At 55.2% G+C, this 23,054-nt stretch carries 34 protein-coding genes; all 34 read right to left on the bottom strand.

The window, feature by feature from the left end; genetic code table 11:
- Positions 1-94 precede the first annotated feature (94 nt).
- Entirely contained in the window at positions 95-2,005 is a 1,911-nt protein-coding gene (locus tag GXP52_01190) for an LPS-assembly protein LptD (protein NOY85899.1), read from the bottom strand.
- Positions 2,002-3,285 carry a bifunctional folylpolyglutamate synthase/dihydrofolate synthase gene (locus tag GXP52_01185; protein ID NOY85898.1) on the bottom strand — a complete coding sequence of 428 codons (1,284 nt, stop codon included), beginning with the start codon at positions 3,283-3,285 and terminating at the stop codon, positions 2,002-2,004. The genes GXP52_01190 and GXP52_01185 overlap by 4 nt, the downstream gene beginning before the upstream one ends.
- Complete coding sequence (locus tag GXP52_01180) at positions 3,282-4,133, bottom strand: acetyl-CoA carboxylase carboxyltransferase subunit beta (GenBank protein NOY85897.1); 852 nt, start codon at positions 4,131-4,133, stop codon at positions 3,282-3,284. The genes GXP52_01185 and GXP52_01180 overlap by 4 nt, the downstream gene beginning before the upstream one ends.
- A 12-nt stretch (positions 4,134-4,145) precedes the next feature.
- On the bottom strand, positions 4,146-5,498 hold the full coding sequence (locus tag GXP52_01175) for a TrpB-like pyridoxal phosphate-dependent enzyme (GenBank protein ID NOY85896.1): 1,353 nt from the start codon (positions 5,496-5,498) through the stop codon (positions 4,146-4,148).
- Positions 5,499-5,804: 306 nt separating this feature from the next.
- On the bottom strand, positions 5,805-7,535 hold the full coding sequence (locus GXP52_01170; protein NOY85895.1) for an ATP-binding cassette domain-containing protein: 1,731 nt from the start codon (positions 7,533-7,535) through the stop codon (positions 5,805-5,807).
- Between the two features lie 315 nt (positions 7,536-7,850).
- A complete protein-coding gene (gene rplQ, locus GXP52_01165; GenBank protein NOY85894.1) occupies positions 7,851-8,471 on the bottom strand; it encodes a 50S ribosomal protein L17 in 621 nt (206 codons plus the stop codon).
- Between the two features lie 166 nt (positions 8,472-8,637).
- The gene (locus GXP52_01160; protein NOY85893.1) at positions 8,638-9,660 is read right to left on the bottom strand and encodes a DNA-directed RNA polymerase subunit alpha; all 1,023 of its coding nucleotides are present in this window, start codon (positions 9,658-9,660) and stop codon (positions 8,638-8,640) included.
- Positions 9,661-9,783: 123 nt separating this feature from the next.
- Positions 9,784-10,410 (bottom strand): 30S ribosomal protein S4, encoded by a 627-nt coding sequence (gene rpsD, locus GXP52_01155; protein ID NOY85892.1) that lies wholly within the window; start codon positions 10,408-10,410, stop codon positions 9,784-9,786.
- A gap of 15 nt (positions 10,411-10,425) precedes the next feature.
- On the bottom strand, positions 10,426-10,818 hold the full coding sequence (gene rpsK, locus GXP52_01150; GenBank protein ID NOY85891.1) for a 30S ribosomal protein S11: 393 nt from the start codon (positions 10,816-10,818) through the stop codon (positions 10,426-10,428).
- 180 nt (positions 10,819-10,998) lie between these two features.
- Positions 10,999-11,370: a 30S ribosomal protein S13 gene (gene rpsM, locus GXP52_01145; GenBank protein NOY85890.1), complete on the bottom strand. Its 372-nt coding sequence runs from the start codon at positions 11,368-11,370 to the stop codon at positions 10,999-11,001.
- Between the two features lie 17 nt (positions 11,371-11,387).
- A complete protein-coding gene (gene rpmJ, locus GXP52_01140; GenBank protein ID NOY85889.1) occupies positions 11,388-11,501 on the bottom strand; it encodes a 50S ribosomal protein L36 in 114 nt (37 codons plus the stop codon).
- 94 nt (positions 11,502-11,595) lie between these two features.
- Entirely contained in the window at positions 11,596-11,814 is a 219-nt protein-coding gene (gene infA, locus GXP52_01135; GenBank protein NOY85888.1) for a translation initiation factor IF-1, read from the bottom strand.
- Positions 11,815-11,828: 14 nt separating this feature from the next.
- The gene (map, locus tag GXP52_01130) at positions 11,829-12,587 is read right to left on the bottom strand and encodes a type I methionyl aminopeptidase (GenBank protein ID NOY85887.1); all 759 of its coding nucleotides are present in this window, start codon (positions 12,585-12,587) and stop codon (positions 11,829-11,831) included.
- A 49-nt stretch (positions 12,588-12,636) separates the two neighbouring features.
- Positions 12,637-13,299, bottom strand: a complete 663-nt coding sequence (locus GXP52_01125; GenBank protein ID NOY85886.1) for an adenylate kinase — start codon at positions 13,297-13,299, stop codon at positions 12,637-12,639.
- Position 13,300: 1 nt separating this feature from the next.
- Positions 13,301-14,608 carry a preprotein translocase subunit SecY gene (gene secY / locus GXP52_01120; protein NOY85885.1) on the bottom strand — a complete coding sequence of 436 codons (1,308 nt, stop codon included), beginning with the start codon at positions 14,606-14,608 and terminating at the stop codon, positions 13,301-13,303.
- A gap of 11 nt (positions 14,609-14,619) precedes the next feature.
- Positions 14,620-15,054 carry a 50S ribosomal protein L15 gene (gene rplO, locus GXP52_01115; protein NOY85884.1) on the bottom strand — a complete coding sequence of 145 codons (435 nt, stop codon included), beginning with the start codon at positions 15,052-15,054 and terminating at the stop codon, positions 14,620-14,622.
- The gene (gene rpmD / locus GXP52_01110; protein ID NOY85883.1) at positions 15,055-15,243 is read right to left on the bottom strand and encodes a 50S ribosomal protein L30; all 189 of its coding nucleotides are present in this window, start codon (positions 15,241-15,243) and stop codon (positions 15,055-15,057) included.
- 16 nt (positions 15,244-15,259) lie between these two features.
- Complete coding sequence (rpsE, locus tag GXP52_01105) at positions 15,260-15,787, bottom strand: 30S ribosomal protein S5 (GenBank protein ID NOY85882.1); 528 nt, start codon at positions 15,785-15,787, stop codon at positions 15,260-15,262.
- 51 nt (positions 15,788-15,838) lie between these two features.
- Positions 15,839-16,183 carry a 50S ribosomal protein L18 gene (locus GXP52_01100; GenBank protein ID NOY85881.1) on the bottom strand — a complete coding sequence of 115 codons (345 nt, stop codon included), beginning with the start codon at positions 16,181-16,183 and terminating at the stop codon, positions 15,839-15,841.
- A 107-nt stretch (positions 16,184-16,290) separates the two neighbouring features.
- Positions 16,291-16,830 (bottom strand): 50S ribosomal protein L6, encoded by a 540-nt coding sequence (gene rplF, locus GXP52_01095; GenBank protein NOY85880.1) that lies wholly within the window; start codon positions 16,828-16,830, stop codon positions 16,291-16,293.
- Positions 16,831-16,907: 77 nt separating this feature from the next.
- Positions 16,908-17,306, bottom strand: a complete 399-nt coding sequence (gene rpsH / locus GXP52_01090; GenBank protein ID NOY85879.1) for a 30S ribosomal protein S8 — start codon at positions 17,304-17,306, stop codon at positions 16,908-16,910.
- 13 nt (positions 17,307-17,319) lie between these two features.
- Positions 17,320-17,505: a type Z 30S ribosomal protein S14 gene (locus GXP52_01085; protein NOY85878.1), complete on the bottom strand. Its 186-nt coding sequence runs from the start codon at positions 17,503-17,505 to the stop codon at positions 17,320-17,322.
- 13 nt (positions 17,506-17,518) lie between these two features.
- Complete coding sequence (gene rplE, locus GXP52_01080; GenBank protein ID NOY85877.1) at positions 17,519-18,058, bottom strand: 50S ribosomal protein L5; 540 nt, start codon at positions 18,056-18,058, stop codon at positions 17,519-17,521.
- 73 nt (positions 18,059-18,131) lie between these two features.
- Positions 18,132-18,458: a 50S ribosomal protein L24 gene (locus GXP52_01075; GenBank protein ID NOY85876.1), complete on the bottom strand. Its 327-nt coding sequence runs from the start codon at positions 18,456-18,458 to the stop codon at positions 18,132-18,134.
- 5 nt (positions 18,459-18,463) lie between these two features.
- Complete coding sequence (gene rplN, locus GXP52_01070) at positions 18,464-18,832, bottom strand: 50S ribosomal protein L14 (protein NOY85875.1); 369 nt, start codon at positions 18,830-18,832, stop codon at positions 18,464-18,466.
- Between the two features lie 153 nt (positions 18,833-18,985).
- Complete coding sequence (rpsQ, locus tag GXP52_01065) at positions 18,986-19,276, bottom strand: 30S ribosomal protein S17 (protein ID NOY85874.1); 291 nt, start codon at positions 19,274-19,276, stop codon at positions 18,986-18,988.
- The gene (gene rpmC / locus GXP52_01060) at positions 19,276-19,482 is read right to left on the bottom strand and encodes a 50S ribosomal protein L29 (GenBank protein ID NOY85873.1); all 207 of its coding nucleotides are present in this window, start codon (positions 19,480-19,482) and stop codon (positions 19,276-19,278) included. Before rpmC ends, rpsQ begins: the two co-directional genes overlap by 1 nt.
- Complete coding sequence (gene rplP / locus GXP52_01055; GenBank protein NOY85872.1) at positions 19,482-19,895, bottom strand: 50S ribosomal protein L16; 414 nt, start codon at positions 19,893-19,895, stop codon at positions 19,482-19,484. Before rplP ends, rpmC begins: the two co-directional genes overlap by 1 nt.
- Positions 19,896-19,939: 44 nt before the next feature.
- Complete coding sequence (rpsC, locus tag GXP52_01050; GenBank protein NOY85871.1) at positions 19,940-20,596, bottom strand: 30S ribosomal protein S3; 657 nt, start codon at positions 20,594-20,596, stop codon at positions 19,940-19,942.
- A gap of 11 nt (positions 20,597-20,607) precedes the next feature.
- On the bottom strand, positions 20,608-20,940 hold the full coding sequence (gene rplV, locus GXP52_01045) for a 50S ribosomal protein L22 (GenBank protein ID NOY85870.1): 333 nt from the start codon (positions 20,938-20,940) through the stop codon (positions 20,608-20,610).
- A 54-nt stretch (positions 20,941-20,994) separates the two neighbouring features.
- Complete coding sequence (rpsS, locus tag GXP52_01040; GenBank protein NOY85869.1) at positions 20,995-21,276, bottom strand: 30S ribosomal protein S19; 282 nt, start codon at positions 21,274-21,276, stop codon at positions 20,995-20,997.
- A gap of 15 nt (positions 21,277-21,291) precedes the next feature.
- A complete protein-coding gene (rplB, locus tag GXP52_01035) occupies positions 21,292-22,113 on the bottom strand; it encodes a 50S ribosomal protein L2 (GenBank protein NOY85868.1) in 822 nt (273 codons plus the stop codon).
- Between the two features lie 27 nt (positions 22,114-22,140).
- Positions 22,141-22,431: a 50S ribosomal protein L23 gene (gene rplW, locus GXP52_01030; protein ID NOY85867.1), complete on the bottom strand. Its 291-nt coding sequence runs from the start codon at positions 22,429-22,431 to the stop codon at positions 22,141-22,143.
- Positions 22,428-23,048 carry a 50S ribosomal protein L4 gene (gene rplD / locus GXP52_01025; protein ID NOY85866.1) on the bottom strand — a complete coding sequence of 207 codons (621 nt, stop codon included), beginning with the start codon at positions 23,046-23,048 and terminating at the stop codon, positions 22,428-22,430. The genes rplW and rplD overlap by 4 nt, the downstream gene beginning before the upstream one ends.
- Positions 23,049-23,054 lie beyond the last annotated feature (6 nt).

Genomic DNA, 23,054 nt, shown 5'->3' with positions numbered 1-23,054 from the left:
CAACGGAAAGCGAAAAATGTCATTTTCTCTTTCCTCACAAATCTTCGATTTGAGCGCCCCTAAGTGGGCGCTTTGATGACTTCTTACGAAGTCATCAATACCTTATCGCGGCGTTGAGTTTCCACCTGGTTCCGCCCCTGTTACGGCTCTGGGTCAGGGACAGTTCCCAGCATGTGGCCCCGTATGTAATCGTCCGAGTATCGTCAGAGATATCTTCGGCGTCCAGGTCGTACTGTGCAGTACCGGACACTCTGAATGCCCCCAGTGAAACGCGGTAAGACCCGGACAGGACACCCGGCGACCCATCCGCTTCATTGCGCGTTACCCTCAACATCAGCCGGTCCGTCTCGTAGCCGGTCTCCACGGTCCACCCATGGCTCTGCGTAGACACGGACGACGCGATGGGAAGGATAAGCCCGTATTTTGCGTCGCGGTTCCAGGTTCCCCCGAGAAACCACGGTCCACGACGCAGGGAAGTTCTGCCGAAAACAACGGACTCCTCCTGATGGAAGTCTCTTAACACCCCCGCCTGGAGGTCCCAGTTCAGGGCGCCTGCGTTAATTCGGCTCCGGATATGTCCCGCCACCACAGAGCTCTCCCGGCCGGCGTCAAGTCCGTCTCTGCTGCCGGTCGTGGCAAAGGAATACCCGTCCGCCACACCTCCAAGGAGAGAGATATCCAGGCGATGCAGACCCCAGGAAAAGGATCGGGAGAGAGCGAGCCTTTCCTCCAGTGTTACGACAGCCATGGAATCGGACGATGACCCCTCGATCTCAGCCGAACCCGTCCACTCCCCCGAAAGACGCCCCGCAAGGCCCCCGGGGCCGTCCCAGTCGGCGGACAACCGCGGGGTTATGAGAAAACGTTCGTCACCGCCCTTGAACCGGGTAACGTCCATGGAAAGGGCGGCTGTCCCGGCGCCGTACGAGATGGGGCCGATCGCGGCGCCCGCCTCCGCTCTCCCGAGGGTCGGACCGGTTCGCACCGTGGCGCCATTGGGAGCAAGATCCGACAGCCCGGCCCAAAGGGATATTCCACCCCCCTCGAAATCGAGGCTGATGTGCCTGTCTACGAGACCGGGGTTGCGCTGATCGAAGGTCGCTCCGAAATCGGCTGGGGTGTTGAAATTTCCTGCATCATACCACCTTCCCCTCATCCAGAAACCAGGGAGGATGGCGAGAGCATGGCTTCCCGAAACGAAATATCGACCGGTGTCGCCGCCATCTCCCCTATCTCCGATGGCAAAACCCGACCACCTGCCGCCCCCGCCATAGGGCAGTAGATATCGGAATTCACCATTCAGACCCATCCGGTCCCGGCTGAAGGTCTCCGGGGTCAAGGTCAGGTCGGCCGATTGCCCCAAGGTGGCAAAAAATGGAAAATATGCCTCCCATCCGCGGGCATCGGTAAACCCCACCTCCGGCAGAAGGAACCCCGTCTGTCTCCCGGCCTTGACGGGATATACCAGGTACGGCGAATAGAAGACAGGGATACCCGCCAGGCGAAAAGTGACGTTTCTCGCCGTCAGATAGCCCTCTTTTTTAACCCGGATTTTCGAGGCGGTCAGGGACCAGTCCGGACAGTCTCCCGGGCAGGAGGTAAGGGTTCCCTTTTTCACCTCGTACTCATCCGGCGCGAGACGCCTGATGCTTTCCCCCCTGATCCGGTAGCCGGTCGGTTCCAGAATGATTTCCCCTCCCTTGATCCCCCCCTCCATGGTTCCAAGATCAAGGTCCATGGTATCGCCGGTCGACTTCCCCCCGCTACGATCCTCAAGCAGAACATTGCCCGAAAGGCTTAAGAAGGATCTGGCTGGATCATATGTCATCCTGTCCGCGTGAGCGGTAATCCCCTGGCCCACAATTGTTACTCCCCCCTCAGCCACAAGCGTCCCGTCGGACCTGGCCGCCATGGAGGCAGCCCGGATACGGATGGATCCGTCGGCGGCCATAGCTGTCGCGGCAAAGAGGACAGTTGCACAGAGGATTGCGAAACACCTTCTCACGGGATATTCTCCATGGTCCCGCCCGGCCTCACGGAGCAAAGCTCAAGGATCTTGGCGGCCAGGACCACCGACCCGGCCGCAACCACCCTGCCGCCCCTTTCAGCCGCCACATGTTCAGCCTCCGACAGGCCGACATCAACGTCGGGATAGACACCACATCTTATTCCCGCCTCTTCGAAAAACCTCGACATCTCCCGAACAGCCATGGCTCTAGGGTGATCGAGGGGCACCAGGAAGACGGGTCCGCCCACCCGAGCGATCTCACGGGCCATACCGCGGACATTTTTCTCCCTCAGGGCTGAAATCAGCCATATGGGCGGTTTTTCCTCCTCCGGGAGAGAACGAATGAGCGCCCGTATTCCATGGGGGTTATGTGCCGAATCAACGATAATCCCGGCCCTGCCGTCCCTGACAACCGATTGAAACCTGCCGGGCCAAACGGCTTTCCGAACCCCCTGGAGAATGGCCTCCCGGGAGAAATGGAATCCATGTTCCTCCAGCCGTTCGAGCGCCGCAAGAGCGCAACCGGCATTATCCTGCTGAAAAACACCCCTAAGGCCGGGTACGATCCTTTCCAGGCGCCAGGATCGACCCCGGTAAAGGAGACCGCCGGGGCCTGAACGAATGGAAAAATCCCGGTCAAAAAGAACCACATCGGCGCCGCATGCGGCCGCCTCTCTAAGCACTACCCTTTCGGCTTCCTCCGGGAGCCTCCCGACAACTACGGATCTGCCGGGACGCATAATCTGCGCCTTTTCTACGGCGACGGCCTCCACGCTGTGCCCCAACCATTCCGTATGGTCCAGCGCCACGCCCGTAACGATGGACAGGATCGGATCCGTGGCATTCGTCGCGTCCCATCGCCCCCCAAGGCCAACCTCCAAAAGGGCTATATCCACCTTCATACGGGCAAAATAAAGCAGCGCCATGGCCGTTGCAAACTCAAAATAGGAAAGGGGAACATTCAACGCCCTGATCTCCTCGACCAGGACCGGCAGGACTTCGGAGGGCAGTGAATCGGGCCCCACACGGATCCTCTCCTCGAAACGAAAAAGGTGGGGAGAGGTGAAAAGACCGGCACGGTATCCCGCGGCATCGAGGACCGCCCCCATGAAGGCCAGGGTGGAACCCTTTCCGTTGGTACCGCCAATGAGAACATGGGGATACTCAGAAAAAGGGCGTTTCAGAATCGCAAGCGCCTCAGCGATCCTTTCTCGCCCTGGTTTTATGCTCATCTCGGTGAGGCCGGAAATATAATCCACGGCCTCTTGATAGGTCATTGCCCGGTAAAGGCCGCAAGAAGACTGGCGACCGTGCTCTTGATCTCCTTACGGGAGACGATGCAGTCCACCATTCCGTGTTCCAGAAGAAACTCTGATCTCTGGAAGCCATCCGGCAGTTCCTGCCTGATGGTCTGCTCGATTACCCTTGGTCCCGCAAATCCGATAAGGGCCTTAGGTTCCGTGATATTCACGTCCCCCAGCATGGCGAAGCTCGCGGTTACACCGCCGGTGGTAGGATCTGTAAGGATTGAAATATAGGGGAGACCTTCCCTTCTCAGCCTTGCAAGGGCCGCGCTGGACTTGGCCATCTGCATGAGGGACAGGGCGCCTTCCTGCATTCTGGCCCCCCCGGAGGAAGAAATGATGACAAGGCCACAGCGGTCCAAAACGGCCCTCTCCACGGCCCTTGTCACCTTCTCTCCTGCAACGGATCCCATGCTGCCCCCCATGAAGAAGAAGTCAAAAACTGACAGGATCGCCCTTTGACCATCGATGGTGCATACACCCGAGATTACGGCATCGGACAGGCCGGTCTTCTTTTTGGCCTTTTTGAGGCGATCCGTATACTTCTGCGAATCCTTGAAATGGAGGGGATCCATGCTCTCGATGGCGGAATCGAACTCCTCGAAGGACCCTTTATCCACGAGGAGCGCAATCCTCTCCCGGGCGGTGATCCGGAAATGATAATCACATTTGGGACAGACCTTCAGGTTCCGGTCGATCTCCTTGCTGTAGGAAATCTGTCCACAGTTATTGCACTTGACCCATAGGCCCTCGGGAACAGCTACCTTGCGCCGCTCAGAACGCCCCGGACGTGAGGATCGCTTTTTAAACCAGGAAACCATCTGCTCTCCAGACTACCTAACCTTTGGGAGATTCTTCAGGGAATCGGCAATCTTCTCGGATGGATAGGTGTAATCCTCGAGCTTGCCGGCGAAATAGGAGTCGTAGGCCCCCATGTCGAAGTGGCCGTGTCCGCTGAGATTGAACACGATGACCCCCTCCTTGCCCTCCTCCTTGAACCGGATCGCCTCGTCGATGGCGGCCTTTATGGCGTGGGAGGATTCGGGAGCGGGGATGATTCCTTCTGTCCTGGCAAAGGTCGCAGCGGCCTCGAAAACCGGGTTCTGCGTATAGGCGACCGCATCGATTATGCCGTCCCTGTGCAGGATGCTGACAAGGGCGGAATCCCCATGGTACCTCAGGCCGCCGGCGTGAATCCCCGGAGGAACGAAATCGTGGCCGAGGGTATACATGGGCATCATGGGCGTCATTTTTGCGGTGTCGCCAAAATCATAGGCATAGGTGCCTTTGGTGAGGGTAGGACAGGAGGTGGGCTCCACCGCGAGGAACCGGATCTGTTCTCCAGCCAACTTCTCGGGCATGAATGGAAAGGCGAGTCCGGCGAAATTGCTGCCGCCTCCGCAGCACCCGATGAGCACATCGGGTTTCTCGTTCACCTTCTTGAGCTGCTCCTTGACCTCAAGTCCGATAATGGACTGGTGGATCAGGACGTGGTTAAGTACGCTTCCAAGGGCATACTTGGTGTCATCCCTGGTGGCGGCGTCCTCCACTGCCTCGCTGATGGCAATGCCGAGGCTGCCAAGGGACTCCGGATTCTTCTCGAGGATACCCCGGCCCGCATTGGTCCGGTCGCTGGGACTGGGGATGACCTCCCCGCCCCAAACCTGCATCATGGACCGACGGTAGGGTTTCTGATGGTAGCTCACCTTGACCATGTAAACGGTGCACTCGAGACCGAAGAACTGACATGCGAGAGAAAGAGCGCTGCCCCATTGGCCGGCGCCGGTTTCCGTGGCCAGGCGTCTGACGCCCTCCTTCCTGTTGTAATAGGCCTGGGGTATGGCGGTGTTGGGCTTGTGGCTTCCCGCAGGACTCCCCCCCTCGTACTTGTAGTATATCCTGGCTGGAGTACCCAGCGCCTCTTCCAGACGGATCGCGCGATAAAGAGGGGAAGGACGCCAGAGACGATAGATGTCCAGCACCTCATCGGGGATCGGTATCCATCTTTCCTGGGAGACCTCCTGCTCAATAAGTCCCATAGGGAAAATGGGTGCCAGGTCCTCGGGCCCGATAGGCTGCCCGGTACCGGGATTGAGAGGTGGGTCCGGGAGGTTGGGAAGATCCGGAACGATATTGTACCAGGCCTTGGGCATCTCCTTTTCGCTTAGCTGAATTTTTTTGGCGATCATGTTCCTCTCCTTTTCAATCTTGATAACCTCGTAAAAAGTCTCTTCAAACCGTTTTTCTCGGTGGTCACGCCATTGGCGTGGCTCCCCCGCCAGTCTGCACGCTTCACGCACATCCTGCTTGCTCAAAAAAAGGATTTTATCTGGATTTAGGTAACATGTATGGGTCAAAAGTTCAACTTTGATGACTTCGTGAGAGGTCATCAAGGCGACCACTTAAGGGCGCTCAAATCGAAGATTTCCACGAAAAGTGAAAATGGCACTTTTCGCTTTCCGTTAAGTAAAAACCATTAATGGACTTTTTAATTAAAAACCCTTCACCGCCTTTACAAGCGCATCAACCGCTCCCCCAACATCCAGGGAGGGTTCCGGAATGTTCCTTCCCCTCCTGATCAGCTCATGCTGAACCCGGATGTGAGGAGGCATGAATTCCAGGGAAAGGGAGGATTGGGCTCCGAACAGGATTTCCTCCGAATAACCGCATGCAGCGATCCTCCCCCCGTCGAGGATCGCAAGATCACATCCCTGGATATTGGATTCCGGGACCCTGTGGGTCGCCATGAGAACGGTTGTGCCGGTACTCTTCACATACTGGGCAGCCCTGGAAATCAGCTCACCGGCCCCAAGAGGATCGAGACCATCCGTGGGTTCGTCCAGGACGATGAGATGGGGTTTCATGGCCAGTATCCCCGCAATAGCCACTCTTCTCAACTGGCCGCCGGAGAGTCTGAAGGGGGACCGCCTGAGAATCCGGGGGGAAAGGCCGGTCCATTCTATTGCCTCCATTACGCGGGCCCTGACCTCACTCTCGCCGGCGCCAAGGTTCCTGGGACCGAACGCCACATCGTCGAACACGGTCTCGGCAAAGACCTGCCGTTCAGGGTTCTGAAAGAGGATAGCGGCGCGGGCAGGGATTCCTCCCGGGAGGCGGGCCGCCTTTTCCAGGGTATCCCCTTCCAACAGAACGTGGCCGGCATCCGGTTTCAGAAGGCCGTTGGCCATCTGGAGCAATGTGCTCTTACCCGTACCGTTGGCCCCGCACAGCACCATCATTGAGCCCTTCCGAGCCTCAAGATCCAGTCCCTTGAGGACCTCGACTCCACCCGGACCGGAAGACCTGTATCGGAAGCTGACGTCACAATAACTCAGGCCGCGCCGGTTGTCCCGATTCTCCCCTTTCCCTTTCAGAAAGCCGACCGTAAGGGGCGGGGCGACTGGACGACCCTCCAGAAGATTCGTCATCATGGGCACCACACTATCCAGACAGGCGCTCGGTTGCGGCAGGGTGATCCCTCCCAATTCCAACCCCTGGGTCAACATCACCGCGAACGGCTGTTTCAGTCTCCCAAGCTTTACGGCCTCCTGGTCACGGAACAATTCGTATGGCCCGGACACCCGGTCTACCCGGCCATTGACCATCATGGCAATCCTGTGGGCCCGCGATGCCTCCTCCATGTCGTGAGTGATGAAAATGATGGTCCGGCCATCTTCGGCAAGCCCCTCCAGAACCTTCATCACCGCGGCACCCCCTATGGGGTCAAGGTAAGCGGTGGGCTCGTCGAGAACGAGAACATCGGGATCCGGTGCAAGCGCTCCGGCCAGCGCGACCATCTGCTGCTGACCACATGACATGCGATGAGGCATGGCCCGCCGGAACCGCTCAATACCGAGCATGTTGAGGGTACGATCCACCGCGGCCCTGATGATCGATGGTTCAACGCCCTGTGTTTCAAGCCCGAAGGCAACGTCCTCCTCAACAATGGAGGTAACCAGCTGGTTTTCAGGGTTGGAGAGAAGATAGCCTACCCTGCCATCGGGGGAATTCCCTTCCACGGGCTGTCCATCAATGACTATTCTCCCGGACTGGGGTTTTATCAACCCTTTGACGGCACGGGCCAGGGTGCTTTTGCCGGCGGCATTGGGACCAACGATCGCCATCAGTTCGCCCTTCTCCACCTCAAGGTCAACACCACGCAAGGCGGGAATACCCCCGACATCGTAGGTATAGCAAAGGTCTTTAATGGAGAGATACGGCATCTTCAATAATGTCCTTTTGGTTCATCCCGGAAAATGAGTACCTGGAACCCAACGTTCAACGTGAGAAAGAAAACCCTTAGACTGAATCGTTCCTGCGTGACCCGATGCTTGCCCACCATAATATCTTGTCCACCGACCTGTCAGCTATAGCCTTGGCAACGGCTGAAGCTCGGAGAACGAAGGTGGATGGCGAAGGTGGGTGATTCGCTCTGCGTGAGACCAAAGGGGATCGCTCCTGCCGAAAAACAAAGAGCAAGGGCCGGCAGCCCTTGCTCTGATGCGAATATTCCCTCATGGCCAAAACGGCCCTGGATACTATTCCTTCTCCTCCTTGGGAACCTCGGTCTTCTTTTTGGCTGCGGCCGTCGCAGGTTTTTTTGATGCCGTTGTCTTTTTCTCGGAGGCTTTCTTCCCGGGTTTCTCTTTCTTATCCTCGGATTTGGTTTTTTCAGCAGCCGGTTTGCCCTTCTTGGCGTCGGGTTTAGCCTTTTTGGTGTCGGGCTTGGTCTTTTTGGTGTCGGACTTGGCCTTCTTGGTGTCGGACTTGGCCTTCTTCTTGTCGGAATCCTTGGTTTCGATGGGACGATCCACCAGCTCTATAATTGCCATGGGAGCGTTGTCGCCGGCTCTAGGCTCGAGCTTAATCACCCGGGTGTAGCCGCCATCCCTGTCTCGATACCTTTCAGCATAGACGGAAAAAACCCTCTTGACCACCTCGCCGCTTTCGATAAATGCGATGGCCTGCCTCCGGGTGTGAAGGGTACCCCTCTTTCCAAGGGTTATCATCCTTTCCGCCAACCGCCCGATCTCTTTGGCCTTCACCGCGGTTGTAACAATCCGCTCATGCTTCAGAAGGGACGTCACCATATTCCTTAAGAGCGCCTTCCTGTGAGCCGACGTCCTCCCGAGCTTCTTTCCAGACTTTTGATGCCGCATAAAACCCCCTACCTTTCCCTGTTACATCAACATTCAGAACCCGCCCGGACGTCCATTTTCGACAACCCCGAAAAAAGTCTCTTCAAGCTATTTTACGAGGCGGGAGATGGCTTCCACTCCGCGCACATCCTGCTTGATGGACTTTTTGCAGGTCCATCATTTTTCATCAGTCGTCCACTGGAGGAAGTTCCTCTTCTCCCTCCGTGGAAGGTTCCCATCCTTTCACGTCCATCCCGAAGGTCAATCCCATTTCCAAAAGGATCTCCTTGAGTTCGTTGAGCGATTTCCTTCCGAAGTTTTTGGTTTTGAGCATCTCCGGTTCGGTTCTCTGGACCAGTTCGCCGATGGTGTCGATGTCTGCGTTCTGCAGGCAGTTAATGGATCTGACGGAAAGCTCCAGCTCATTGACATGTCTATTGAGCTTCTCGTGGAGGTTTTTCTTCTCCTCCACGTTCTCCTTTTCTGTCTCCGCCTCCACCGTAGCGGTCTCCTCAAAGTTGATGAAGAGGTTCATGTGCTCCTTGATGATCTTGGCGGCGTAGGCCAGAGCATCCTCGGGAAGCAGGCTGCCATCGGTGGTAATTTCCATAATCAGCCTGTCGAAATTTGTCATCCGTCCCACACGTGCGTTTTCAGCCCGGTAGTTCACCTTGACCACAGGGGAATGGATGGAGTCGATGGCAATGAAATCCACGGGGAGATCCTCATTCTTGTTCCTGTCGCTGGTGATAAACCCCTTGTTTAACCTTATGACGATCTCCATCTTCAGGTGGGCACCCTTCTCCAGGGTCGCAACGGGATTGGTGGGGGTGAGTATTTCAACATCCTGGTCGGTTATGATGTCGCCTGCAGTAATCAACCCCTCTTTGCTGACGTCCAGGGAAACAATCTTCTGCTCCTCGGAGTGCACCAGGAACCGGAGCTCCTTCAGGTTGAGGATTATCTGGGTTACATCCTCATAGGTCCCGGGGATCGTTGAAAACTCGTGTAGGACACCTTCGATGCGAAAGGCGGTCACGGCTGCCCCCTGCAGAGAGGAAATCAACACCCTCCTCAGTGCGTTGCCAAGGGTGGTGGCATACCCCCGCTCAAAGGGTTCAGTGGAAAAACGGCAGAACGTGTCGGTTTTCGAATCGTTGTCGAATTCCAGTTTTGTTGGGCGGGTCAGACTCTTCCAATTCGTATCCAATATTGTCATCTCGACTCCTCGCGGATTACGCCCCCTGATCACCACCTGGAGTGAATCCCATCGGTTTCACCCCAAGCCCGGTGATATTGTTTTTTTGATGAACCAACTGCCGGTCCATCGGAACTACTTGGAGTAAAGCTCAACGATCAGCTGCTCCTGAACGGGCAGCGCGACCTCCTCGCGGGTGGGATAGTTTTTAAACACCCCTTTGAATGCCTTTGTCTCAAGGTCCAGCCAGGCAGGAACGCTTTTTCTCTCGGCGGAGATCATTGCTTCTTTCACCCGCACAGATTCACGGCTTTTTTCCCTTATCTGAATCTCATCCCCTATTCTGAGGAGGTACGAGGGAATATCGACCTTTCTGCCGTTGACCATAATATGCCCATGTTTTACGAGCTGCCTGGCGTCCGCACGGGAAGCGGCGAACCCCAGACGGTACACGGCGGTATCCAGACGCCTCTCCAAAAGGACAAGGAGATTCTGCCCGGTCACGCCTTTCTGCCCATCGGCAGTCTTGAAATAATTCCGGAATTGGGACTCCATGACCCCGTAAATTCTACGGGCTTTCTGTTTTTCCCTGAGCTGGATGCCATAGTCTGACTGCTTCATCCTGCGGGTGCCGTGCATGCCGGGGGGGTAGGGCCTGCGCTCCACCGCACATTTATCGGAATAGCAGCGATCTCCCTTCAGAAAAAGCTTTGTGCCCTCTCTCCGGCAGAGTCGGCATACGGATTCACGGTATCGAGCCAATTTTTTCCTCCTTCGTCAGACCCTGCGCTTTTTCGGCGGCCTGCATCCGTTATGAGGGATAGGGGTCACATCCCGAATTATCGTTACCTCGAGCCCGGCGGCCTGGAGGGATCGCAGAGCTGATTCACGACCCGATCCCGGACCCTTGACGAGTACGTCAACTTTGCGGACACCGTGTTCCATGGCTTTTTTGGCGGCGTCCTCCGCTGCCAACTGGGCAGCAAAAGGTGTGCTTTTTCTGGATCCCTTGAAACCTTTGCTCCCTGCGGTACACCAGGCCAGGGTGTTCCCAACAGGATCAGTGATGGTAATTATGGTATTGTTGAATGTCGCCTGTATGTGGGCCACGCCGACGGGCACGTTTTTCTTGACCCTTTTTGCGGATCCCTTTTTCCTAGGTCTTGCCATTTTTTCCTCCAGCCATCAGGTTTGATGGGGTCGTAAAAAGTCCATACATGGCTTTTTACTCCACGGAAAGCGAAAAATGTCATTTTCACTTTCCTCACAAATCAACAACTTGCCCTGCAAGTCATTGATTTGCGCGCCCCTTAATGGGCGCATTGATGACTTTTCGCAAAGTCATCAAGTTTACTTCCTTTTTCTTCCACCGATAGAAGGCCGATGCCCTTTCCTGGACCGCGCATTGGTTTTCGTGCGCTGTCCCCTGACCGGCAGGCCCCTCCGGTGCCGAAGCCCTTCATAAGAGCCCAGGTCCATCTTGCGCTTGATGTCGAAGGCCACCTCCCTGCGGAGGTCACCCTCAACCATATGGGCCTTGTCGATGACCTCACGAAGGCGAACGATCTGCCCTTCATCCAGGTCCACCACACGAACATCGGGGTCCACCTTGGCGTCCCGCACTATCCGGCTGGCCTTTGAGGGCCCGATCCCATAAATATAAGTCAGGGCGACCTCAACCCTCTTGCTCCTCGGTAAATCCACTCCAGCGATACGCGCCACTGTTTACCCTCCTGAAATCAACCCTGCCGCTGTTTGTGTCTGGGGTTTTCGCAAATCACACGCACAATACCCCTGCGCCGGACAATTTTGCATTTGTCGCACATCCTCTTGACAGACGGTCTGACCTTCATCTTACCTTCCTCTCGATCCTTTATTGACAACCTCGTAAAAAGATCTCTCTGAGCCGTTTTCCGAGACGGGAGATGACTTTTTGCGAGTCCATCATTATTTGGCCCTGTAGGTAATTCTTCCCCTTGTAAGATCATAGGGGGAAAGCTCAACCGTCACCTTATCCCCAGGTAGAATCCTGATGTAATGCATGCGCATTTTCCCTGAAATATGGGCAAGCACCTGGTGACCGTTTTCCAACTCGACGCGAAACATCGCGTTAGGCAGCGGTTCCACCACTGTCCCCTCTACTTCAATGGCCTCTTCCTTTGCCATTCTTTTACTCTCCTTCAGCCCTTCCGGGCCAGAGTCAGTATCCTGGGTCCGTTGGCGGTAATAGCAACGGTGTGCTCATAATGCGCCGAAAGACTTCCGTCGGCCGTCACCGCCGTCCACCCGTCATCCAGAACATGCACCTGATCTTCCCCGGCGTTTACCATAGGCTCAATGGCAAGGGTCATCCCCTCCTTCAGCCGGACACCCCATCCGGGATCCCCAAAATTGGGCACCTGGGGTTCTTCGTGCAGGCTTCGACCGATGCCGTGCCCCACAAAAACCTTAACCACCGAGTATCCGTTGCTTTCAACATACTCCTGGACCGCATGGGATATATCTCCAATGCGGTTACCAATCACCGCAGCGTCTATACCCTTGTATAGGGCCTCCTCGGTAACCTTCATGAGACGCTTGGCCTCATCCGCGGGCTCGCCCACAGGAAGGGTTACCGCCGCATCGGAGTAAAAGCCCTTGAAGAAGGCGCCAAAATCCAACCCGACGATATCGCCCGCGTCCAGTCGCCGCTTATCGGAAGGAATCCCATGGACCACCTCATTATTTACCGATACACAGATGCTGCTGGGATAGCCCCTATAACCTTTGAAGGCGGCCACAATCCCCATGGATCTTGACATCCGGTCGGTTTCCGCCTCTATCCTGGAAGTGGTGATTCCGGGCCTTACCACTTCCTTCATCCTCTCCAATATATTACCAACAATAGCGCCACCCTGGTACATGATGGTAATATCGGCGGCGGTTTTTCTGTGTATCATTGCTGAAATCCGCAGTTATCGACCGGGAGCCATCCCCGGAGTACAACCGTCACGAACAGTTCTGCCCTTTCCCCGTCAGGGCCTGCTCGATCCTGATGAAAATATCCCCCATGGCGCCGGTACCCCTAATGGGCCTCAGGCATCCTTCTTCCCTGTAAAATGATATCAGAGGAGAGGTTTGCTGGTGGTATACCCTCAACCTCTGTCTGATGGTCTCCTCTTTGTCGTCATCCCTTTGATAAAGCTCACCGCCACAGCGATCACAGACGCCCTCATTTCCGGGAGGGTTGAAGACCATATGGAAGCTTTCCCCACATCCCTTGCACATCCTTCGGCCGGTCAGACGGGTGACCAGTTCCTGATCCTCAACCTCTATGCTGACAACGTGGTCAATGGTCCGACCCATGCCGGCGAGTATTTCACCAAGAGCCTCTGCCTGGGGTATGGTGCGGGGAAACCCATCAAGGATGAAACCGTTGGCTGCGTCATCCTCCTTCAGCCGCTCGGCGATGATGCCTATGACAACCCGGTCGGGTACGAGCTCGCCCTTGTCCATAAAGGACTTGGCCTCGACACCCAGGGCGGTCCCCTCACGAACGGCGGTCCTCAGGATATCCCCGGTTGAGACCTGAGGAATATTCCATTTTTCAACTATGAATTTCGCCTGGGTGCCCTTGCCGGCCCCTGGAGGACCTAAAAGGATTATGTCCATTCTATCTCCTTCCCCTGACTTTGCCCTTTTTGAGAAATCCATCGTAGTGCCTCGTGACAAGATGTGTCTCAATCTGGGTTACCGTATCAAGGGCAACGCCTACGACGATTAGAAGCCCGGTCCCGCCGAAGTAGAACGGGACGTTAAAGAGACGGTAGAGGATCGATGGGAGGACACAGACAAGAGAGAGGTAAATGGCGCCTCCAAAGGTGATCCTGGAAAGTACCCTGTCGATGTACTCCGCCGTTTTCCTTCCCGGTCTGATTCCCGGAATGTACCCACCATACTTTTTCAGATTGTCGGCCACATCTACGGGATTGAACTGTATTGCCGTGTAAAAATAGCAGAAGAAAATGATCAAACTCACATAAAGAGCGGTATACAGGGCTTTCCCGGGGGCAAACGTCTGGGCGAGGGCATTCATGACAGGGTTTTTTATGAAACCGGCTATGGTAGCGGGGAACATGAGGATAGAAGACGCGAAGATAGGCGGAATGACCCCGGCGGTGTTGACCTTGAGGGGGAGATGGGTGCTCTGCCCCCCGTACATTTTTCTTCCTACCACTCTTTTGGCATACTGGACCGGCACCTTGCGTTGCCCACGTTCCATGAAAATAATAAACGCCACCACAGCGATCATAAGGATAACGATGAAAATCATGATAAACGCGGAAATTTCACCTGTTTTCATCAGGGAGAAGGACCGGCCCGTGGCCACGGGCATCCTGGCGACAATCCCAGCGAAGATGATGAGCGAAATACCGTTTCCGATTCCCCTTTCGGTGATCTGCTCCCCAATCCACATGATAAAGGCGGTTCCGGCAGTAAGACTGATCACGGTCATTATCCTGAAGCCCCATCCCGGGTTGGGAACAACGGGCGCACCGCCGGGGGAAGTCATCTGCCCCAGGCCGATGGAAATACCGAAGCTCTGAAAGGCCGCCAGGCCCACGGTGCCGTAACGGGTGTAGCGGGTGATCTTCCGGCGTCCCGCCTCCCCCTCCTTGGAAAGCCTCTCCAGGTAAGGAATGACAACCGTGAGGAGCTGAATGATGATGCTGGCACTGATGTAAGGCATTATTCCCAGGGCAAAAACGGTCATTCTCAGGAGAGCTCCCCCGGAAAACATATCAAAGAAACCCAGGAGGGTTCCCTGGGCCTGTTTGAAAAATTCCGCAAGCGCCACGCCATCGATACCCGGGGTGGGGATATGGGTTCCCACGCGGTAAACGGCAAGCAGAGCGAAAGTAAAGATGATCCGCCGCTTCAGTTCCGGGATTTTGAATATATTCTGAAAGCTTTCCAGCAACTCGTTGCCCCCTAGATGATCTCTATCTTGCCGCCGGCCTTCGCAACCTTATCGGCTGCGGAAGCGCTGAACCTGTGGGCCCTGATGGTCACCGGACGATCCAGTTCCCCCACCGCCAGAATTTTGACAGGCATACCTTTCCTCGCCAACCGGAAGCGAATCATCAGATCGGGGTCCACAACATCAACATCCGTAATGCGGGAAAGGTCCTTGAGATTTACCACCGAATACTCCGTGCGGAAGGGATTGGTGAATCCACGCTTGGGGAGCCGGCGCTGCAGTGGCATCTGGCCACCCTCAAACCCGGCCTTCACGCTGCCACCGGACCGTGCGCCCTGCCCGTTGGATCCTCTGCCGCAGGTTTTACCGGACCCTGAGCCGATACCGCGGCCCACACGTCGTCCTTTCTTTACCGAACCTTTGGCCGGTTTTAACTGATCCAGCATCTATTCGTCCTCCACTTCACGGGTGCGAACCAGATGGGAAACCTTGTTCACCATTCCCCTGATCCGGGGATTGTCATCGTGTCTGACGGTCTGATTGACCTTCCGCAGTCCCAGGCTCTGCACGACCCGCGCCTGTTTTTCGGGTTTACCGATGGTGCTGCGCACCAATGTTATGTCGATTTTGCCCATCTTTCTCTCTCCCGGCCTAGCCGTGCAGGATATCGCTGACTTTCTTGCCCCGAACGTTAGCGATCTCCTCCGCGCTTCTCAAGCTCAAAAGCCCCTGCATGGTCGCCATGAGAACGTTATTCGGGTTGTTTGTCCCGATGCACTTGGTAAGAATATCATTAATGCCCAGGGACTCCATGAGCGCACGCACCGGCCCACCGGCAATAATGCCGGTTCCCGCAGAGGCTGGTTTGAGAAAGACCTTCGCTGCTCCCCATCGCCCCATAACCTGATGGGGAATTGTGGTCCCGCTTAAAGGGATTTTGTAAAGGCTCTTCTTGCCGTTCTCGATACCCTTGCGGATGGCCTCCGGAACCTCATTGGCCTTGCCCGAACCAACACCTGCGATCCCCTTGCCGTCACCCACCACCACGAGAGCGCTGAAGCGGAACCTTCTGCCGCCCTTGACGACCTTGGCGACACGATTGATAAATACTACCTTATCGATCATCTCGGTCTCGTCGATATTGTGGTCCCTGAGTGGCTGTTTTAAAGATCTCTTCATTGTCGCTTCTACCGTCCTTCCCGGGCGTACTGAATCGCCATCGTCACCGGTCTAGAATTTCAGACCGCCCTCCCTGACAGCATCAGCCAGCGCTTTTACGCGGCCATGGTACTGAAAACCACCCCTGTCAAAGGTAAGCGTGTTGATCTTTTTCTCCGACGCGCGCCTGGCCAGGAGCTTTCCCACATTCCGCGCTGCATCTTCATTCCCCCCGGATTTTGTGGTTCCTCTCAACTCCCTATCCATGGTGGAAGCACTGGCCAGGACCGTTCCCATATCATCGTCAATGAGTTGGGCGTAAATATGGCGGGAGCTTCGAAAGACCGAAAGCCTGGGTCTGTGGGCGGTTCCGCTGATCTTGCCGCGAATTCTGCGACGCCTTTTCAGACGGGCCATTTTCTTCTTCTCGGTATTAGTCAACTTCCTTATCCTCCACAAAAAATCCCTTTCTCTACCTTCCGAACCGAGGCCGCGACGGCAACCGGCGGCTCCATGACAAAACTTTATGTTATGCCGGCCTTTCCAGCCTTACGTCTGATTCGCTCGTTGATATATCTGATCCCTTTCCCTTTATAGGGTTCCGGGGGACGGATAGCCCTGATATCGGCTGCGATCTGGCCAACCTTTTCCTTGTCGATCCCCTTGACGGTGATCCTGTTATTCCGGTCCACCTCGGTCTTGATTTCATCCGGGATCCGAAAAACCACCGGGTTGGAAAATCCGACCATGAGTTCAAGGGTCCCGCCCTTGACCGTAGCCCGATATCCCACACCTTCCATGTCAAGACCTTTCTCGTACCCTTTCGAAACGCCCTGAACCATATTGTCGATCAGGGTTCTGGTAAGACCCTGCATGGCCGATGTTTCCTTGGGCCTTGAGGGCGGAAGAATCCGAACCTCTCTTTTGTCAATCTCCACATCAACACCCATCGGCAGGTCCCTGCTCAGTTGCCCCAAGGCACCTTTTGCAGTGAAATGCCGTCCTTCGATCCTTACTTCAACCCCATCGGGTATCCCAACAGGTTGTTTTCCGATTCTCGACATTTTTTTTACCCCGTAATTACCGCTGCCGCATCATCAATCCGAGAGCTATCGCCCCACCCGAAACAAGGCCGGGCAGCCTACCAGACGTAGCAAAGGATCTCGCCGCCAACGTTTTCCCTTCTCGACTGGGCATCACTCATCACACCTTTTGAGGTTGAGAGTATCGCCACACCAAGCCCGTTCAAAACACGGGGGATCTTTTTGGCCCCAACGTAAACCCGGCCTCCCGGTTTGCTGATTCTCTGGATTCGAACGATTGCAGGTGTCTCGCCCTCCGAGTATTTAAGGGTAATTCTCAGAATACCCTGTTTATCGTCACTAAGAACACGGAAGCTTTTTATGTACCCTTCCTCCTGGAGAATCCTTGCGATATCCTCTTTTAGTGACGAGGATGGAATGTCAACCTTCTCCTTGCCCGCCATTAGGGCATTCCGGATTCGGGTCAGCATATCCGCGACAGGATCGGTCATTGACATGACAGTGTTCCTCCTACCAGCTGGCCTTGACCACGCCGGGAATTTCACCAGCGAGGGCACGGTTACGAAAACAGATCCTGCACATGCCGAACTTTCGCAGGTATCCCCTGGATCTGCCGCAGATAGGGCAACGATTATAACCCCTCACGGCGAACTTCGGCTTGCGTTTGGCCTTGTTAATCAGGGCTTCCTTCGCCATTTCTCCTCCCGTTCTACTTTCTGAAAGGAACGCCAAAAAGCCTCAACAGTTCCTTGGCTTCCTCATCCGTATCGGCAGTGGTGACAATGGTCACGTTCATTCCCTTGATCTCCTCGACATCGTCGTAGTTGATCTCGGGGAAAATGAGCTGCTCGCGCACGCCAAGGGTATAGTTGCCGCGGCCATCGAATGCCCTGTTGGAGGTCCCTTTAAAATCCCTCACCCGTGGGAGAGCGATATTCAGGAGCCTGTAGAAAAAATCATGCATTCGCCCGCGACGCAGGGTGACCATGCACCCGATGGGATTGCCTTCCCTCAGTTTGAAGTTGGCGATGGACTTCTTGGCGCGAGTCAGGACCGGCCTCTGGCCGGAAATCTGGCCAAGCTCCTTCATGGAGGTATCCAGGATCTTGGCGTTCTGAAGAGCATCTCCCAACCCCATATTGAGAACGATCTTTTCTACCCGGGGAACCTGCATGACGTTGCTGTAGTTGAACGTCTTCATCATGGACGGGACTATCTCTTCCCGATATTTTTTCTGAAGCGTATCCATCAACCGACACTCCTCTTAACCAAGATGTCTCGAAAAAAACCGGTACAGTTCATTTTCCGGGACTTAGGAAAGATCAATCAAACGACTCTCCACACCCGGCACATAGTCTTGCCGTGGTGCCGTCATCCAGTTTCCGCCGACGCACCCTGACTCCCTTGCCGCATTTCTCGCAATAGAGCATGACGTTGGAAACGTGGATAGTCCCCTCTTTTTCAATGATTCCCCCCTGCTTCTGGGAGCCGGCGGGACGGGTATGCTTCTTGATGAAGTTGGCCTTCTCAACGACCACACGATCCTTGTCATGATCAACTTTGAGGACCTTCCCCTTCTTGCCTTTTTCCTTCCCCGCGTTGATGATGACAAAATCATTTTTTCTAACACTCATTGCAGGCATTAGGATCTCCCTTAAAGGACCTCTGGGGCCAGGGAAACGATCTTCATGAAGTTCTTCCCCCTCAATTCCCGACCAATGGGACCAAAGATTCTTGTCCCAACGGGCTCCCGCTGATCATTGATAATCACCGCTGCGTTGTCGTCAAAACGGATGTAGGAACCGTCGGCTCTCCGAACCTCTTTCCTGGTCCTGACGACGACAGCTTTGTGAACCTCACCCTTCTTCACCTTGGATTCGGGAGTGGCCTCCTTCACCGAAACGACAATTATATCCCCTATGGTGGCCGACTTTCTTTGGGATCCTCCAAGTATCCGGAAACAAAGAACCTTCTTGGCCCCACTGTTGTCCGCTACACTAAGGACCGTCTCTACCTTGACCATCTTAAATCCCTTCTTTCCAAGGCCGTAAAAAGTCCATCAGTGGCTTTTTACTTCACGGAAAGCGAAAAATGTCATTTTCACTTTCCTCACAAATCTTCGATTTGCGCGTCCCTCAATGGGATGCGTTGATGACTTTTTCCAAAGTCATCAGTTTTATGAATCAGATTTTTCCAGGCCCATCGGGGCCTTTTCCAGGATGTCGAGAAGTCGCCATCTTTTGCCCCTGCTCAGGGGGCGGGTCTCCACAATCCTGACTGTATCGCCGACATTGAGGCTGTTCTTCTCATCGTGGACCTTGTACTTGACACGACGGCTGACAAATTTCGGATACACCTTGTGCCCAACCTTCCTGTGAGACTGCACAACCGCCGTCTTATCCATCCTGTTGCCGACAACGGTGCCTGTGATGATTCTACTGTTCCGAGTGTTCTTCGTCTCTGACATCACTCTTTCCTCTCACCTGAAGCTGATTTTTCCACCAGCAAGGTCTTGGCCCTGGCAAGATTTTTCCTGGTCAGCGGGAGACGCATGGGGTTTTCCAGTTGGCTCGTGGCAAGCTGGAAACGAAGGTTGAAAAGTTCCAGGGAAAGTTCCCTCTCCTTCTCCAGAAGCTCATCAACAGTCATATCTCTCATTTCACGGGCCTTCATCAGCTTTCCTCCCTAACGAGGATCCGTGTTTTTATGGAAAGTTTGTGGGAAGCCAGCCTCATGGCCTCGCGGGCCACACCGGGCGGAACCCCTTCCAGCTCATACAGAACCCGTCCTGGTTTGACCACGGCGACCCATGCCTCCGGGGCTCCTTTACCTTTACCCATACGTGTTTCAGCGGGTTTTTTGGTGATAGGCTTGTCGGGAAAAACCCGGATCCAGACCTTACCACCTCTCTTAACATGTCTCGTGATGGCGATACGCGCCGCCTCTATCTGGCGGGCGGTGACCCATCCGGGCTCAAGCGCCTGCAGCCCGAAATCACCGAAGCTAAGTATGTTGCCTCTTCTGGCCGCGCCTCTCATCCGGCCCCGGTGCTGCTTTCTGAACTTAACCTTCTTTGGCATCAACATGACACAATCTCCATCCAGAACCAGATATTGAAAAACCTGATCTCCTAGGCGGTAGTTTCAGCTCCGTTGCCCTTCTTGGGCATGACTTCCCCCTTGAAAATCCACACCTTGACGCCGATGATACCGTAGGTGGTCTTTGCCTCGGCAAAGCCGTAATCAATATCAGCACGGAGGGTCTGGAGGGGAACCCGTCCCTCCCTGTACCACTCCCTGCGCGACATCTCGGCTCCGTTCAACCGCCCGGAGCACATGACCTTGATACCCTCCGCTCCAAAACGCAGGGCCGAAGCGACGCTCCTTTTCAGGGCACGTCGAAAGGCAACACGCCGGAGCAGCTGGCCGGCGATATTTTCGGCTACAAGCTGGGCCTCCACTTCGGGTTTGCGGACCTCGATGATATTGATGAAGATGTCCTTATCGGTCATCTTTTTGATTTCACGCCGAAGGGCCTCCACCTCCGCGCCCTTCTTGCCGATAATAATCCCGGGACGGGCTGAGTGGATGTTGATCCTGGCACGTTTGGCCGTCCTCTCGATAATGATCTCGGAAATGCCGGCATGGAAAAGCCGCTCCTTGATGAAGTGGCGTATCCGAATATCCTCATGGAGCAGCTTCGCGTAGTCCTTTTCGGCGTACCAACGGGAATCCCAATCCTGAATAATCCCAAGCCTGAAACCTTTAGGATGTACTTTCTGACCCAAATCCTGCCTCCTTACCTCTCGCCAAGCACAACCGTTATATGACTGGTCCTCTTTCGAATCACCGTTGCACGCCCCATGGCCCGCGGCATGAATCTCTTCATGGTCGGGCCTTCATCAACAAATGCCGTCTTGATGAAAAGCCGCTCCACGTCCATGCCCTTTGTATTCTCGGCATTCGCCACCGCGGAACGGACTACCTTGGCCAGGATGGGAGATGCGCTCTTCCTCACCAACGACAGGGTGCTCAATGCCTCCGAAACGTCCTTCCCCCGTACCATATCCATGACGAGCCGGACTTTTCGGGGGGTCACCCGCACGTATTTTGCCCTTGCATGTGCTTCCATGAACTCTTCCTCGCCTCAAACCAGCTTGAAGGTCTCAGAAACCGACTGAGGCCGCTACTTTTTGCCCCTTCTGTCCGACTTGGAGGTATGGCCCTTATAGGTACGGGTGGGGGAAAACTCTCCCAGCCTGTGCCCTACCATATTCTCGGAAACGAACACCGGGACAAACTTTCTGCCGTTGTGGACGGCGAAGGTAAACCCGACCATGTCGGGAATGATCATCGACCTTCTGGACCACGTTTTTATGACCTTCTTATCACCGCCCTCGATCATGACGGTGACCTTCTTCATCAGGTGGTCATCCACAAATGGCCCTTTCTTGATGGACCTGGCCAATTTTATCCTCCCATTCTAGGACCGCCGCTTTACGATATAGCGGTCGGAGTTCTTGTTTTTGCGGGTTTTGTATCCCTTCGTGGGAACACCCCAGGGCGTACAGGGATGTCGGCCACCGGAGCTTTTTCCCTCTCCTCCCCCCATGGGGTGGTCAACCGGGTTCATGGCAACCCCTCTCACATTGGGCCGCCTGCCAAGCCAGCGGTTACGCCCCGCTTTGCCAATGGAAATGATCTCGTGCTGGGGGTTGGAAACCTCGCCGAGGGTGGCCATACACTCACGGCGAACAAGCCTGATTTCCCCCGACGGCAACCTGAGGTGGACGTATTCACCCTCCTTGGCCATCAACTGGGCAAACCCGCCGGCGCTCCGAACAATCTGGCCGCCTTTGTCTTCTTTAAGCTCGATATTATGGAGATGGGTACCCAACGGGATATTTTTCAGCTTCATTGCGTTCCCAGGCCGAACATCCGTCTTTTCTCCGGATTGAACAACGTCACCTACATTCAGGCCCTGCGGGGCCAGGATATATCTTTTCTCACCATCGGCGTAGACCAGAAGAGCGATGTATGCCGACCTGTTGGGATCGTACTCGATGGACCGCACCTTGGCCGGGATATCATGCTTGTTCCTCTTGAAATCGATGATTCGATAGCGCCTCTTATGCCCGCCGCCCCTCTGTCCCGCTGTAACACGGCCCAGGTTGTTGCGCCCCCCGGTTTTTCTTAATGGGGCGAGAAGGCTCTTTTCGGGGGTGCTTGTGGTAACCTCGGCGAAATCAGACACTGTCTGAAAACGCCTCCCGGGCGATGTTGGTTTGAGTTTTCGGATACCCATTATCTATCTCCCATTCCCGATTTTTCCCTAAACGCCCTCGAAGAACTCGATGACGCTGCCCTCCTTGAGGGTAACCACCGCCTTCTTCCAGTTTCGCCTTTTACCCAGGTTTCGTCCGAGCTTTTTAACCTTGCCCTTGACGTTCAGAATATTCACGGCCTCCACCGAAACCTTGAATGCCTCCTCAACGGCCCCCTTGATCTCCAGCTTGTTGGCGTCTTTGGCCACTTCGAATACCACCCTGTTTTCCAGTTCCTTCATCCCGGCATTTTTTTCTGTGAGAAGCGGCCGGAGGATTATCTTGTTGTATGGTTTCATCGGGTTAGCGCTCCTTCCAAAGCATCCAGGGCGCCCTTGGTTACAATCAGCTTTTCAAAGGCCAGAATATCATAGGTGTTGATGTGGTCCACGGTGACGACCTTGACCCACGACAGGTTTGAGGAGGCCCTGGAAAGATCCTCCTGAATCTCCTCGACGACAAGCAGCGCACTGACTACGTCCATGCGATCCATGAACTCAACCAGTTCACGGGTCTTCGGCGCATCGAGCGTCACCTTGTCCAAAACAACAAGCGTCCCGGAACCTGCCCGGTAGGCAAGGGCGTTCCTGACGGCTTTCCTGCTCATCTTCTTGTTGATCGATTTTGAAAAGTCCCGGGGCAGCGGACCGAACACCACGCCTCCGCCCTTCATCTGGGGAGCGCGGATAGTCCCCTGCCGGGCACGTCCCGTTCCCTTCTGACGGAAAGGCTTACGACCGCCACCCCTGACATCCGAGCGGGTTTTGGTGGAGGAAGTGCCCCTCCGGGCACCGGCAAGGGCCGATACAACGGTCTGATGGATGAGGGCCCCGTTTGGATCCTCATCCCACCAAGGAGCAAGGTCCACCTTCCCGATCACTTCTTTCTTTACGTTGTAGATATCCACCTGAGGCATGGCCAT

This window comes from Deltaproteobacteria bacterium (assembly GCA_013151915.1).
Lineage (GTDB): Bacteria > BMS3Abin14 > BMS3Abin14 > BMS3Abin14 > BMS3Abin14 > BMS3ABIN14.
This window is presented reverse-complemented; position numbering and strand designations above follow the sequence as displayed.